At 53.6% G+C, this 14,523-nt stretch carries 9 protein-coding genes; 8 read left to right on the forward strand and 1 reads right to left on the reverse strand.

Annotated features, from left to right (window positions below):
* Positions 1-17: 17 nt before the first annotated feature.
* Positions 18-4,982, forward strand: a complete 4,965-nt coding sequence (locus EQV93_RS10580; protein ID WP_240891525.1) for a DNA repair ATPase — start codon at positions 18-20, stop codon at positions 4,980-4,982.
* A gap of 54 nt (positions 4,983-5,036) precedes the next feature.
* Here EQV93_RS10580 and EQV93_RS10585 read toward each other — a convergent pair whose 3' ends face one another.
* Positions 5,037-5,273 carry a glutaredoxin family protein gene (locus EQV93_RS10585; RefSeq protein WP_122784025.1) on the reverse strand — a complete coding sequence of 79 codons (237 nt, stop codon included), beginning with the start codon at positions 5,271-5,273 and terminating at the stop codon, positions 5,037-5,039.
* Positions 5,274-5,475: 202 nt separating this feature from the next.
* On the opposite strand from EQV93_RS10585, the gene EQV93_RS10590 reads away from it, so the two are divergent.
* The 7 genes from EQV93_RS10590 to EQV93_RS10620 all read left to right on the forward strand — a co-directional run bounded on the left by EQV93_RS10590 (position 5,476) and on the right by EQV93_RS10620 (position 14,434).
* Positions 5,476-7,212, forward strand: a complete 1,737-nt coding sequence (locus EQV93_RS10590; RefSeq protein ID WP_240891526.1) for a cation:proton antiporter — start codon at positions 5,476-5,478, stop codon at positions 7,210-7,212.
* Between the two features lie 152 nt (positions 7,213-7,364).
* Positions 7,365-7,679: a DUF883 family protein gene (locus EQV93_RS10595; protein WP_122784023.1), complete on the forward strand. Its 315-nt coding sequence runs from the start codon at positions 7,365-7,367 to the stop codon at positions 7,677-7,679.
* Between the two features lies 1 nt (position 7,680).
* Positions 7,681-8,058: a phage holin family protein gene (locus EQV93_RS10600; RefSeq protein ID WP_122784022.1), complete on the forward strand. Its 378-nt coding sequence runs from the start codon at positions 7,681-7,683 to the stop codon at positions 8,056-8,058.
* On the forward strand, positions 8,055-8,393 hold the full coding sequence (locus tag EQV93_RS10605; protein ID WP_122784021.1) for a hypothetical protein: 339 nt from the start codon (positions 8,055-8,057) through the stop codon (positions 8,391-8,393). Before EQV93_RS10600 ends, EQV93_RS10605 begins: the two co-directional genes overlap by 4 nt.
* Before the next feature lie 102 nt (positions 8,394-8,495).
* Positions 8,496-9,827 carry a deoxyguanosinetriphosphate triphosphohydrolase gene (locus tag EQV93_RS10610; protein ID WP_122784020.1) on the forward strand — a complete coding sequence of 444 codons (1,332 nt, stop codon included), beginning with the start codon at positions 8,496-8,498 and terminating at the stop codon, positions 9,825-9,827.
* Positions 9,828-10,184: 357 nt separating this feature from the next.
* Positions 10,185-10,811 (forward strand): response regulator transcription factor, encoded by a 627-nt coding sequence (locus tag EQV93_RS10615; RefSeq protein WP_122784019.1) that lies wholly within the window; start codon positions 10,185-10,187, stop codon positions 10,809-10,811.
* A gap of 8 nt (positions 10,812-10,819) precedes the next feature.
* Positions 10,820-14,434 (forward strand): transporter substrate-binding domain-containing protein, encoded by a 3,615-nt coding sequence (locus tag EQV93_RS10620; protein ID WP_240891527.1) that lies wholly within the window; start codon positions 10,820-10,822, stop codon positions 14,432-14,434.
* Positions 14,435-14,523 lie beyond the last annotated feature (89 nt).

Here is a 14,523-nt window from a genome sequence, read left to right on the forward strand (position 1 = left end):
TACTCAGGACTACAGCCATGTCGCACGCTCCCGTCATCCCCCGACAAGACCTCATTGATAATGCCGTCGCAGAGGGCGGGGCTTATGAAGTTCTGCAAAAGCGGCTGCAAGAACAATGTCTTCGTCTACGCCAATTGAGCGACTCACTTAACCAACAACGCCTGAGCGAGTTTGGCAGCAGTCAGATGGCGGTGGTAGGTCGAGTCAGAGTCCGTACTGAGCACAACTGCATAGCGCGAGACATTGTGGAGGTGGGCGGCTACCTGCTGTTCGGCTACAACGTATTCATCGGCCTGAAGCGAGAAACCACCGTCAGCGATGTGTTTTCGCTTCACCATCTGCGGTCAGAAACTGACAGTTACGACGCCCAGCCCGCCTCCCTGGCAGATAGCTTTCTCATGGAGTCTGGCTTCGTCAACGACTTCAATGAGCTCTACACCTACTACAAGGAGGCCCGACTCCTACAGTTGGCCATTCGTGACGGCAAACTTTTAGCCAGCTTCCAGATCGGCGAGCGTGTCACCGATATTCGGGTTTTCCGTTGGTCAATCTCCGCTGACGGCCGTGACATTCGCTATATCGATAACCGGGGCGAACGAGATATTGCCCTGCCCGCGCCATTTGACTTCGAATGGATAAAAACCACGCGCGAGATGATTGTGCAGGGACGTCATCCGAACATTAATATTCTCGACACTTTGTTTGTCGAAACCATCAATGGCGACCTGACCCTAAAGGTTGAAAACAATACCGAAAACGGTTTCGGTATTTTTAGCGAACCGGTGCAAGACACGACTCAATCCCTGGACGATGCCCACATTGAGTTCGCTCGCCTAGGCAGCTTGATCCTGCTCAAAATTCTCCCTTACAGGGAGCAAAAATGGCGGTATCTGGTATTTAACAGCCTGACTCAGCAAGTGATGCGCATTGATGCTATAGGCCTTGCCTGCGTTCAGCTCCCCGAAGACCACGGCATAATCTTCCCCGGCGGTTGTTACCTGCAAAGCGGTGTACACAAGGCATTCGAACAGCCCATGGACGGCATGCGTTTTAAGCGCTCGGTCCGCTCACCCAATGGGGAAGATGTGCAATACATCTTCTATGACCCGCAACTAGGGCGTTCGGCGCTTTTCACTTACAACGTGATCAACCGCCAATTGCAAAACCCGATTTTCGGCCATGGGTACGCGAGCCTTGAAGACGGGCGCATGGTGATTTTCTCGGCCGAGGGTGACGAACCCACCCGCATTCATGCGATGCAAATCTGGCAAACCCCCTTCAGCAGCGATGAATTCGCCGCCAGCCAGCCAGCCCGTCACGGCTTCTTTGGCCGCATTGGCAATGCCGAGCTAGTGCGAGGCGTCTCTGATCTGATGAACCTTTGCCGCGAAATGGAGAGTCGCGAAGTTTCAAGTGCACGCTACACACAGCTCTGCCAAAGCACGCGCAGCCTGTTCGATAAGTACCACTGGCTGGGGGACCCCCAATGCGCAGAGCTGGCACCTCTACTGCGAGCAATAACTGATACTGGCGAACGGATCCTTGATGAATTCGAGAAGGTCCAAAGTATCCACCATCAATCCCGCCAGGTTATGGCTAGCGCAGAAGCACAACAGCAATCACTGCACAGCAGGCTGGCCACCGAGAGCCGGAGCAATGTGCAGCATTTCGTTGACACGTTGAATGCCATCACTGCACAACGTGGCCGCTTGCTGACCATTCGCAGCCATCGGTACATCGACGTAGCCCGCATTGATGCCATGGAAGCCGAACTGTTGACCGCCAGCGATAGCGTGGCATCCGCCACCTCAGCCTTTCTCGCCAGCGAAACAGCGCTACAACCCTATGTGCAGGATCTCGAGGTACTGAATGGCCGGATTCAGAAATTCGAAACCGTTCACCAGTTGAATGAACCATTGGCGCTGTTGCAAGAGATGGCGGGTAATCTGGACATGCTCTCCGGGCTCATGACCTCGTTAAAGATTGACGATGTGACCCGGCAAACGCTTATTGTTGAAGCCATCACCGAAGTCTATGCCCTGCTCAACCAGGCCAAGGCCAGCGCTGAACAACGCCGTAAAACCTTTGGCCTCACGGAGGCGATCGCCCAGTTCGGTGCACAGTTCAAGCTATTCAATCAAGGCATTACCCAAGCGCTCGCGCAAGCCAAGGACCCGAAACACTGCGATGAACAGCTGTCGCGCCTGCTGATACAACTGGAAGAACTGGAGAGCCAGTTCGGCGATCATGAACGGTTTCTCGATGACATTCTGAACAAGCGTGAAGCGTTGCTCGAAACCTTCGAAGCCCATAAGCAAAGCCTGCTGGATGAGCGACAGCGTCGTGCACAGCGCATGCTTGACGCTGCACTGCGGATACTCGAAAGCCTGAGTCGGCGAACTGATCGCTTGCAACATATGGATGAACTACACGCTTTCTTTGCCGCCGACCCACTGATCCTAAAACTGCACGACATGATCGAGCGCTTTCGTGAGATGCATGACAGCGTAAAGGCAGACGACATCGAAGCTCGCCTCAAGGAGGCTCGAGACCAGGCAGTACGGTCTCTACGCGACAAGAGTGAGCTGTTTGAACAAGGTGGCAAAGTCATCAGGCTGGGGCCTCGCCATCGTTTCAGCGTCAATGCTCAAGAACTGGACTTGACCTTGATGCCACGCGGCGATCAATTATACCTGCACCTGACCGGTACCGATTTTCTCGAGCCCTTGGTGCACGCTGAATTACAAACCCTGCAGCCCTTCTGGCAGGCCTCCATCGAGTCAGAATCCGATCAGCTCTACCGCGCGGAATATCTGGCTGCTGAGGTACTGGCAGCAGCCGATGCCAATCTTGAAGGCCTCAACATCGACACCCTCAAGCAATGGCTGGCCGATCCGAACAAAATGGCCAGATGCGTACGTAACTTCGCAGCCCCTCGTTATCGGGATGGATACGAAAAAGGTATTCATGACCATGACGCAGCACTAATCCTCATCAAGCTGCTGCCGCTGCGTGAGAGCGCCGGACTCTTGCGCTTCTCGCCCAGGGCACGGGGGCTCGCCAGTTTTTATTGGGGCCTGCTACAAAATGCAACAGACACTCCCTCCATCCTAGGCACATGGTCATCACGAGCGCAAAACAGCCTTCGCATACAGAAATTGTTTGGTCTGCAAACGGGGCTACAACGGTTACAAATCGATATCGCCCTGCACATGAAAGACTTCTGTGAGCATAAAGGGCTCACCTTATCCGCAGGAGACGCTGGCGAGGCGTCCGAGTATCTAGTGCACACGCTTGGAGCAGACTCCGTGGAGTTTGCGTTCAGTCGGTACGCCCGAGATTTGCTCAGTGCTCTCGAGGCTCGACTAATTGCGGTGCAAGGATTGGAAGATTTCCAGCAAACACTTGTCGATCTGAAATTGTTTCCTGGCGAAAAATGGGCGCTGGTAGAGAACTGGCTACAGGGCGTTTGCAGCGAGGAAGCCTGGGCAGAACTGGCTGCTTATGTGCCCGAAGCCGTTTCCCTGGCGCTGGCACCCAAGGCTTTGAACAAGCGAATAAGCGAAGTGGACCTGCGTTGTACCCTCGACAACTTACTGGGTGAACACCCACGCATTAAGGAACGACGCATGGTTTTGGCGCTGGATGATTTTTTTTCACGTCTGCGTCATCACCACGAACACTGTGTTGCGGGGGTACGCCGCTACCAAACGTTGCGTCAGGCCGTAATCACTCAAGAACGCGACGCCATGCGCCTCAATGAGTTCAAACCTCGGCCCCTGTCTTCTTTCGTGCGCAACAAATTGATCAGTGACGTCTACCTCAGCTTTATCGGTGACAACCTGGCTAAACAGATAGGCGCCGCAGGCGAGCATAAACGCTCAGATCTGATGGGCTTGCTGATGCTGATATCCCCGCCCGGTTACGGCAAAACCACTCTGATGGAGTACGTCGCGCATCGTCTCGGCCTGATTTTCATGAGAATAAACGGCCCTTCCCTCAGTCACCAGGTGCGCTCCATAGACCCGGCGCAGGCTCCGGATGCCACCTCACGCCAAGAGCTGGAAAAACTCAACCTGGCGCTTGAGATGGGTAACAACGTGATGCTGTACGTCGATGATATTCAACATACACACCCTGAGTTTTTGCAAAAATTCATCTCACTGTGCGACGGCACCCGCCGTATAGAGGGCGTCTGGAAGGGCAAAACAAAAACCTATGACCTGCGCGGCAAGCGCATGTGCGTTGTGATGTCTGGTAACCCTTACACCGAGTCGGGCGAAGTGTTCAAGGTTCCCGATATGCTGGCCAACCGTGCTGATATTTATAACCTGGGCGATACCCTCAGCAATCTGAAAGAAATCTTCGACCTCAGCTACATAGAGAACAGCCTTACTTCCAACCCTATACTTGCGCCTCTGGCCACCCGTGACATGCAGGATATCTATCGCTTTATTGCCAAAGCCCAAGGCAACCCCTTTTCCGCGAACGAGTTGCAGCACACCTACAGCAACGCCGAAATCAACGAAATAGTTTCTACCCTGCAACGATTGATGCAGGTGCGCGATGTAGTCGGACAGGTCAACCAGCACTACATAGACAGTGCTGCCCAAGATGACGCATACCGCACAGAGCCAGCATTCAAGTTGCAAGGCAGCTACCGCAACATGAACAAAATGGCTGAGAAAATCAGCGCGGCGATGAACGACGCTGAAATCTTGCAATTGATAAGTGACCACTACCAGGGCGAAGCACAGTTATTGACGACCCACGCAGAGGAGAATCTGCTCAAACTGTCCGAGCTGCGCAACATTCAGAGTGATGAAGAGCAAGTACGCTGGGCACAAATCAAACGCGACTTCATGCGCAACAAAACCATGGGTGGAAAGGATAGTGACACCGGTACACGGGTGGTCGCCCAGCTCAATGATCTAGTCGAAGGGGTCAGAATTCTGGGCAACCATCTACAGCGTGAGCCATAAGAATTCGCAACACGTACAGGCCGAAAGACCATGCGCTTTCGGCTCCAGCACCTTTTATAGAAGAAAACTCACTACCTGCTCACTCTCAAACGGCCACTCCAGCTCCTCTCCCGTATCGGCTCGACGCAGGACTGGAATTCGCAATCCGTAAGTTTCAAACAAGGCTTCGCTGTCGGCAATATCCACCAGCTCGACCATAAGTCCATGTTCGACCAAAGGCATCAATAGCAATTCGGCCAGTTCGCACAGATGGCAGCCCACGGTGCCGAGCAACTGACATTCGGATGACATGATGACTGACTCCCGCAAAAGCTCATTTTAGGAGCCTTGCTCCAACCCGTCGACCCGCATGCGCCGGTGTCATTTTCACTGACGGGACTAATACATTCACCAGACTGTGTTTGGGACGACTACGCTTGATCCACATCAGCGTCGGTCTGTCTGGGGTGCTGGATGCTCGCGGCTGTTTTTTCGAACTGACAAGGAAGATTTCGTGTTTGCCAATTTACTCATCATCCTGGCGTCTTCACTGGTTGTGATTGCGTTGTTTCGGCGCCTGAAATTGCCACCCGTGCTGGGGTACTTGTGTGTCGGTTTAATGATTGGCCCGACCGCACTGGACTGGGTGCATGAAAGTGCTGATCTCCCTGACCTGGCCGAGCTAGGGGTGGTCTTTCTGCTGTTCACTCTGGGGCTGGAGTTTTCACTGCCCAAGATGCTCAAGTTACGCCGCGTGGTGTTTGGCCTCGGCACTCTGCAAGTCGTGGCCACTACCGCGGTTCTGGGAAGTTTGTTGTATGCATTCGGAATGAGCGCCAGTACCGCTTTCATGCTCGGTGCGGGGCTCTCTCTATCGTCTACCGCCATCGTCAGCAAAGAGCTTACCAGCCTGGGTGAAATCTTCAGTACGCACGGCCAGAACGCCATTGGCGTGCTGCTGTTTCAAGACGTAGTCGCCGTGCTGCTGCTCACGCTGGTGCCGGTATTTGCAGGCAGCAGCGATCAGGCCTGGTATTGGGCCTTGCCGATAACCTTGGGTAAAACCGTCATTCTATTTGTCGGTCTGCTGTTGACCAGCCGCTATATTCTGCCCCGCCTCTTCCACGAAGTGGCTGCGTCCCGTTCAGCCGAATTGTTTGTGCTGCTGGCCTTGGTCATCGTCCTGTTGACCGCCTGGCTCACCCATCTGCTGGGTTTATCGCCTGCACTGGGGGCGTTTCTGGCGGGTATGTTGCTGGGCGAAAGCCACTACCGGCACCAGATTGAAGCGGACATCCGACCATTCCGCGATATCTTGCTGGGACTTTTTTTCGTCAGCATCGGCATGCTGATTGACTTGCAATTGTTCCTGCACGACGGCTTTACGATTCTGGGCCTGACCCTGGCCTTAATGCTGATCAAAGGTAGCGTGGTCGCCATCATCCTTAAACTGCATGGCCGCGACGGTGAAACCGCATGGCGCAGTGGTTTGGCCCTGGCCCAGGGCGGTGAGTTCTGTTTCGCGCTCATGGCACAAATGCAGTTGAGCAACCTTATCCCTCCCGACATTGCCGCGCACCTGTTGGCTGCCACGTTCTGTTCGATGCTGCTGACGCCGCTCCTGTTGCGTGCAGCGCCGAAAATTGCGGCCAGCCTGCACCGCAAACCCAATGAAGAAATAGAACTGGAAGAGATTGCCGCTCAAAGCGCTGAACTGCATGGGCACGTGGTGCTGTGCGGCTACGGACGGGTCGGTCAATCCATTGGGCGTTTCTTACGCAGTGAACATTTTGAATTTGTTGCTTTGGATTATGATCCAGACCAGATCCAGGAAGCAGCTAAAGGTGATAACAACGTCCATTACGGCGATGCGCGCAGGGCTGATTTGCTGCGCGCTGTCGGCCTTGATCGGGCACGCTTGCTAGTGATCGCGGTAGACAATACCGAAGTGGCCATGAGCGTTTTGGAGACAGCCCGTTTAATCACCCTGGAAGTACCCGTTCTGGTCAGAACACGCGATGACAGCCTGCTCCCCGAGCTTAAAAGGGCCGGGGCAACTGAAGTCGTGCCTGAACTGCTGGAATCCAGCCTGATGCTCGCATCCCATGCATTGATCATGCTGGGGCTGCCAGAGAAATCGGTGCAACGAAGGGTCAATCAAGTCCGCCATGACCGCTATCACTTGCTGGAAGGTTGCTTCGATACACCAGAGTCGCGTGAAACAACTGCTTTCACCCCCGAAAATGAATAATCTAAGGTAAAGTTTTGCCCTAAGCCAAACCAGAAAAGTCTGCTTCAGCGCTATTTTCGGAGCTTTCCTACCGCTATGGCTTGGAGAATTGCAATGAACCTTCAGCTAATGCCTACACTCGAACCATCATCAAGCCACTCACGGAGTTCATCATGGCCCGCATAACAGCAAAGAATGCTCAACAAATACTGGCTGCTGATTTTCAGGCGCTGGTCATCGACACGGAAAGGTTGCTGGAGCACACCAAGACACTGGCCGGTGATCAAGCTGAAGAATTGCGCGCTCAGCTCAATGACCGACTGATCAAGGCCCGCGAAACACTGGCTGAAACCAAAGACAACCTGCAAGAGCGTGGCCAGGCAGCAGTTGTGGCTACTGAAGACTATGTGCAGGCAAATCCATGGCAGTCCGTGGGTATCGCTGCGGGTGTGGGCTTTTTGATTGGTCTACTGGCAACCCGGCGCTGATATGACAAACGAAGAATCCGGCTCCCCCCGTTCCTCACCGCGGCGCCTGGGTGCCGCGTTTCTGGGTCTTTTACACAGCCATGTAGAGTTGCTGGGCATTGAGCTGCAAGAACAGAAAGCGCGAACGGTCAGCTTGCTGTTGTTTGCAGGATTGGCGTTAGTATTTGCTCTGCTTCTGTTGGTTGGACTATCAACGCTGGTATTGATCGTATTCTGGGATGACCATCGATTGGCCGCGATTATTGCGCTGTGCATTTTCTATGCACTGGCCACTGTGTTTTGTGGGGTGCGTCTCAAGGCTGCGGTGTTCGATGAGTCCTCTCCTTTCAACGCCACGCTCGAAGAGCTGGCCAAAGACCGCGAGCGATTGATGCCATGAGCCTTCCCGAAATGCCACAAAATGCCTCGCGCCAGGAAATGCGTAAGTTGTTGATCCGCCTGCGCATGGAAATGCACCGCCAGGAGATTCATCATGAATCGCAACAGTTACTGGAGCCGCTGCAAAAAATGCGCGGCATGACCAGCAACTTCAAAGCCAACCTGGGCCTGAAACACGGGCCTCTTTGGGGCGTAGGGATTGTCACCCTGCTCGGCTTTCTGACCGGTAGAGGCGCCAAAAGTAAAAACGGCAGCGGGACATCCCGATTGATCGGTTTGACCACAGGGTTATTGCCATTGATCAAGATGGTGATCCAGGCAACACGCAAACCCTGATGCTGCCCTTTGTGTAGCCGCTGAGGCCGTCGCATCAGCGGCTACATAACTTAGCCGTGAAGGGATAAGCTGCGTCATCAGTCATTGACGGAGCACAGCGCCTTGGATTGGCAAACCCTGCTTAACCGCGAACGCCTTGCAAAACCCCATCACAGCCCCGAAGAGCTCGGGCGCAGTCCTTTTCATAAAGACCATGACCGAATCATTTTTTCGGGTGCTTTCCGTCGTTTAGGGCGCAAAACACAAGTCCACCCTGTCAACAGTAATGACCATATCCATACCCGCCTGACCCACTCTCTCGAAGTCAGTTGCGTCGGACGCTCCCTGGGTATGCGCGTGGGTGAAACGATCCGTGACGCCCTACCCGAATGGTGCGACCCGGCTGATCTGGGCATGGTGGTGCAATCGGCTTGCCTGGCCCACGACATCGGCAACCCGCCCTTTGGTCACTCCGGCGAAGATGCCATCCGCAACTGGTTCCAACAGGCTGCAGATCGCGGTTGGCTGGATGACATGAGCGATGCCGAACGCAATGATTTCTTGAGCTTTGAAGGGAATGCACAAGGCTTTAGAGTGCTTACGCAGCTTGAGTATCACCAATTTGACGGAGGCACCCGCCTCACCCATGCAACCCTGGGTACTTTTCTCAAATACCCCTGGACCGCACGTCATGCGGACTCGCTGGGGTACAAGAAGCACAAGTTCGGGTGTTACCAAAGCGAACTGCACTTGCTCGAAAGCATTGCCCATAAACTGGGCTTGCCACAGATTGAAGACGAGCGCTGGGCGCGGCATCCATTGGTGTACCTCATGGAAGCTGCCGACGACATCTGTTATGCCCTCATTGATCTTGAAGACGGTCTGGAAATGGACCTGCTTGAGTACCGTGAAGTGGAGTCTTTGTTGCTGGGGCTGGTGGGCGATGATCTACCTGAAACCTATCGACTGCTCGGGCCCTCAGACTCGCAACGCCGCAAGCTGGCGATTCTGCGCGGGAAAGCCATCGAACACCTCACCAATGCGGCCGCCCTGGCTTTCGTGGAGCAGCAGGACGCTTTGCTGGCGGGAACCTTACCCGGAGATTTGGTCGAGCATATGCATGGCGCAGCACAGCGCTGCGTGCTGGATGCCAAAAATATGGCACGGGTAAAGATATTCCAGGACAAACGTAAAACCCTTCACGAAATCGGCGCCTACACCACCCTGGAAATTTTATTGAATGCATTTTGTGGGGCGGCTCTAGAGCAACATGGGGGGCGTACACCGTCATTCAAAAATCGCCGCATCCTCGACTTGCTGGGAAGCAACGCCCCTGACGCGCAGTGGCCGCTGCATCGATCATTCATGCGAATTATCGACTTTATTGCCGGCATGACAGACGGCTATGCCACACAAATGGCCAGAGAAATGACCGGGCGCTCCAGCCCAACCTGACAAGACCCGCCCTCTAACAGCAGGGCGGGCAACTGCCCCCCTCATGTAACCGAACCTGACAACCTGTGGCTTACATTGAGCCACAGGGATTCATACAGCCCGCTTAAACATTGCCAGCCAAAAATAAACAATACGACGGAATATTCTCCAGAGAATCAAACACCGCACTCATCTTGTTTAACAATCGCGCTGGACATTATTAAACAATCTTACATCCTCATACAAAGTGTGAGCTAGCGCCTTATTTAATGTAGGAATATTCCCATACTACATTTGTAGGCTACTCGTTTCGTGCCCCCGTTCGTGTAACTGAGCTAAGGTGCGCGCTTTCTATGCAGTACTTTATGGGAAATTAATATGAGCACCGTATTTATTGTTGACGACCATCCAGTAATCCGATTAGCCATACGTATGTTGTTAGAGCATGAAGGTTATGAAATAGTCGGCGAAACCGACAACGGCGTAGATGCAATGCAAATGATCCGCGAATGTGTTCCTGACCTGATCATTCTTGATATCAGCATCCCTAAACTGGATGGCCTGGAAGTGCTGGCACGCTTCAGCGCGATGAATTCGACCCTGAAAACGCTGGTCCTGACCGCGCAATCCCCCGCGTTATTTGCCATGCGCTGCATGCAATCCGGCGCTGCGGGCTATGTGTGTAAACAAGAAGACTTAAGTGAACTTGTCAGTGCCATCAAGGCTGTATTTTCTGGGTACAATTACTTCCCCAGCCAGGCACTGTGCCCTGAAAAAAATGAAGGTGACATATCTTCAGAGATTGAGTTATTCAAACAAGTCAACGACCGTGAACTGATGGTACTGAAGCTATTTGCCCAAGGAAAAACAAACAAGGAAATAGCCACCGGCATGTTCCTCAGCAATAAAACCGTGAGCACTTATAAAAAACGGCTCATGCAAAAACTAAGAGCCAATTCACTGGTAGATCTTATCGAACTGGCTAAACGCAACGATTTAGTGTGAGAACCAGGATGCCCACGCGGTTAAAGAAGTATCTGTCGCTGCTCACAGGATTAATCCTGTGTACTTCCGTGTTCGCCGAACAGTCCCGAATAGAAAGCTATTCGCTGCTCAGCCGCTCGGGCACCTACCACATAGGCGTTGCACTGGATAAACAACAACGCAACTGGCTGCAGGAAAAGCGCCAGATCGTTGTGGGCACATCATCCTCGGACTACCCACCGTTTGACATGACCGCCAGCGGGCAGGACTACGAGGGTTTGACCGCCGACTACGCTGGCCTCTTGGCCACCGCCCTCAATGTATCCATCAAAGTGCAGCGTTTTGCGACAAGAGACGCTGCAATCAAAGCGCTCGAAGAGGGCAAGATCGATGTACTGGGCACGTCAAACGGTTTCGAAGCGGCTCACCCGCAACTGCTGCTCTCCACGCCCTATGCCATTGATCAACCCGTTCTGGTTACTCGTGAAGGCGAGACACGCTCGCTCTCCGAGGGGCTGGAGGGCATGCGCCTGAGCATGGTTTACCACTACCTGCCTCTGGAAGAGGTTAAGGCGCTCTATCCTAAAGCGATCATCCAGTCTTACCCGTCTGCTCAAAACGCCATTAATGCAGTGGCTTTTGACCAGGCTGATGTGTTTATGGGGGACACGGTGTCCACTCACTACATGATCAACAAGGGCTATTTGAAAAACATCAAAATGGCTAATTTCGGCAAGCAGGAAACCTATGGCTTCAGCTTTGCCGTAAGCCGTAACAACACCCAGTTGCTCGACATTATCAATGCCACACTCAGGGCTGTGCCTAACAGCGAGCGAGTGAGTATTGCCAAGCGCTGGAGTGCCGGTAGCGACATCCTGCTGACCGACCAGAAACTCCAGCTGACCGATCGCGAAGAGCGTTGGCTCACCCAGCACCCCGTAGTGAAAGTGGTGGTCAATGAGACAATGGCTCCGCTGACTTTTTTTGATGCAGACGGCAATTTCAGAGGCATCACCGCCGACTTGCTCGAGCTCATTCGCCTGCGCACCGGTCTGCGCTTTGAAATCCAGCGTGCGCGCAGCCTTGCCACGATGATTCAGATGATCAATCAACACGAAACAGATATCATCTCAGCCATCAGTCCGTCCATGTCCCGTGAAGGCGCTCTGAGCTTCAGTCGGCCCTACCTCGAAAATTCGTTTGTACTGCTCACAACCAAGGGCTACGAACAGCCCACAAGCCTTGAACAGTTATCAGGCAAGCGGCTTGCACTGACACACGGAAACCCTCTGACGGAGTATCTGCGCACCGAGCATCCGACGATTACGCTGGTTGAAACTGACGACATCTATCAAGCCACGGAATTGCTGGCTGAAGGCAAGGTACAAGGGGCCGTCAATACACTCGTACTGGCTAATTACCTATTGTCCTCCCAAGTGTTCCAGGACCGCTTACAGATTAGCGCTTCCCTTGGAACCCAACCTGCCACGTTTTCACTGGCCACCGCCCGTGATGCCACGGAGCTGAGTTCTATCCTCAATAAGGCACTGTTAAGTATTGCCCCGGACGAACTGGGCATTATCAACAGTCGCTGGCGCGGATACGTGCCAGCGTCAGACAGTTACTGGCGTAATTACCATCGCCTGATCTACCAGATCATTATCGGTACCAGCCTTTTATTGGTGCTGTCATTGATCTGGAATGCCTATATGCGGCGCCAGATTCAACAACGCAGAACGGCCGAACGAGCACTCAGCGATCAGTTCGAGTTCATGCGTGCTCTTGTCGATGGCACCCCGCATCCTATCTATGTCCGCGATCGCGAGGGAATTCTGCAAACCTGCAACGACAGCTACTTGAAAGCCTTTTCAGCCAGGCGTGAAGACGTCATTGGTAAAACAGTGATGCAAACCCACAGCATGCTGAACAACATTCACGAAGCCAATGACTACCAAGCTGACTACCTGAGGGTAATGCGCGAAGGCTTGCCTCTGATCATTGACCGCCCCCTGCATATTGGCGACACCACCCTGACCATTTATCACTGGATACTTCCGTATCGTAATTCGCTGGGTGAAGTTCAGGGCATCATCGGCGGCTGGATTGACATCAGCGATCGGCGCCAGCTCCTCGATGAACTGCGCGCCGCCAAAGAACTGGCTGATGACGCCAATCGTGCAAAAAGTACATTCCTCGCGACCATGAGTCATGAAATACGCACGCCGATGAATGCCGTCATAGGCATGCTTGAACTGACCCTGAAACGCGCAGATCAGGGGCACCTCGATCGCCCCTCAATTGAGGTTGCCTACAATTCAGCCAAAGACCTGCTGGAATTGATTGGCGACATTCTCGATATCGCCCGCATCGAGTCAGGTCGCATGAATCTGACCCCCGAACGCGTTAACCTGCGAGAGTTGGCCAATTCGGTCATTCGGGTGTTTGATGGTCTTGCACGTCAGAAGTCTCTGGGGCTGATACTGATTTTCAAACCCGAAGGCATAGCCCCCGATGTGTTGATCGACCCGCTTCGTTTCAAGCAGATCCTGACCAATTTGATCAGTAACGCCATCAAGTTTACCGAGCGCGGCCAAGTAACATTGGAGCTCAACATGCTGGCGACCGAGACTCCGGATCAGGTCGAGATTCGACTGAGCGTTAAAGACACCGGTATTGGTATCAGCCAGCAAGATCAGAAGCGCTTGTTTGAGCCCTTTGCACAAGTCGAAAACAGCGGCCAACTGGCACTCAACGGCGCAGGCCTAGGCCTGGTCATTTGCCGCAGTCTGTGTGAAATGATGGGCGGCACGCTGGCTTTAACCAGCGAGCCCTCAATCGGCACCCACATTCACATCACGCTTAAAGCCCCCACGTTGGCTCCTTGCCTGAATACCGTCACACAAGAGCCAGACATCTCACCCGGCACGCGCCAGTTGAATGTTCTGGTGGTCGATGATCATCCGGCCAACCGATTGTTGATGTGCCAGCAACTGGGCTTTTTAGGCCATCGATTTACCACGGAGCAAAACGGTGCTGCCGGGCTGGAAACCTGGAAGGAAAACACTTTCGATCTGGTCATTGCAGACTGCAACATGCCCGTCATGAATGGTTACGATCTAACGCGAGCGATACGCCAGCACGAACAGGCTTTGCAACGCCCACCCTGCACCATATTAGGGTTCACCGCCAATGCTCAGCCTGAAGAGCGCCTGCGCTGCAAGCAATCCGGTATGGATGACTGCTTGTTCAAACCCATCAGCCTGACGCTGTTGAGCCAGCGCTTAAACGCAATAGACCCTCCCGCTCAGAAGCCCGAGATTATCAATATCGAAAGCCTTTATTCACTGTCCGGGCGTGACGAATCGAAGACTAAACGTTTGCTGGAGGAGTTGCTGCGCAGTAACCGGGATGATCTTGAATCGCTCCTGAAACTGCCACTCACTGAAGACCCGGAACCATTTAATAATCTGGCCCACCGAATCAAGGGCGCAGCCCGAATTGTCGGCGCCCAAGACCTCATTGAACAGTGTGAAGCGCTTGAGCAAGCCAGCCCCTCAACACTACAAGCGTGCCGAGCTGCCGTGCAGCGCGCGATGGAATCACTGGAAGAGGCCATGGTCAACGAACTGGCCAAGGGGGATTGAACCCAGCGAGGCGGCCGTCTTGAGTGCAAGGCTAATATTCCGGCAGGTTAGCCCTCATTCACTATGCTTAGGCTCACTGTTGCCACCCC

It is taken from the genome of Pseudomonas sp. TMW22091 (assembly GCF_022496705.1).
Classification (GTDB): Bacteria; Pseudomonadota; Gammaproteobacteria; order Pseudomonadales; family Pseudomonadaceae; genus Aquipseudomonas; species Aquipseudomonas saxonica.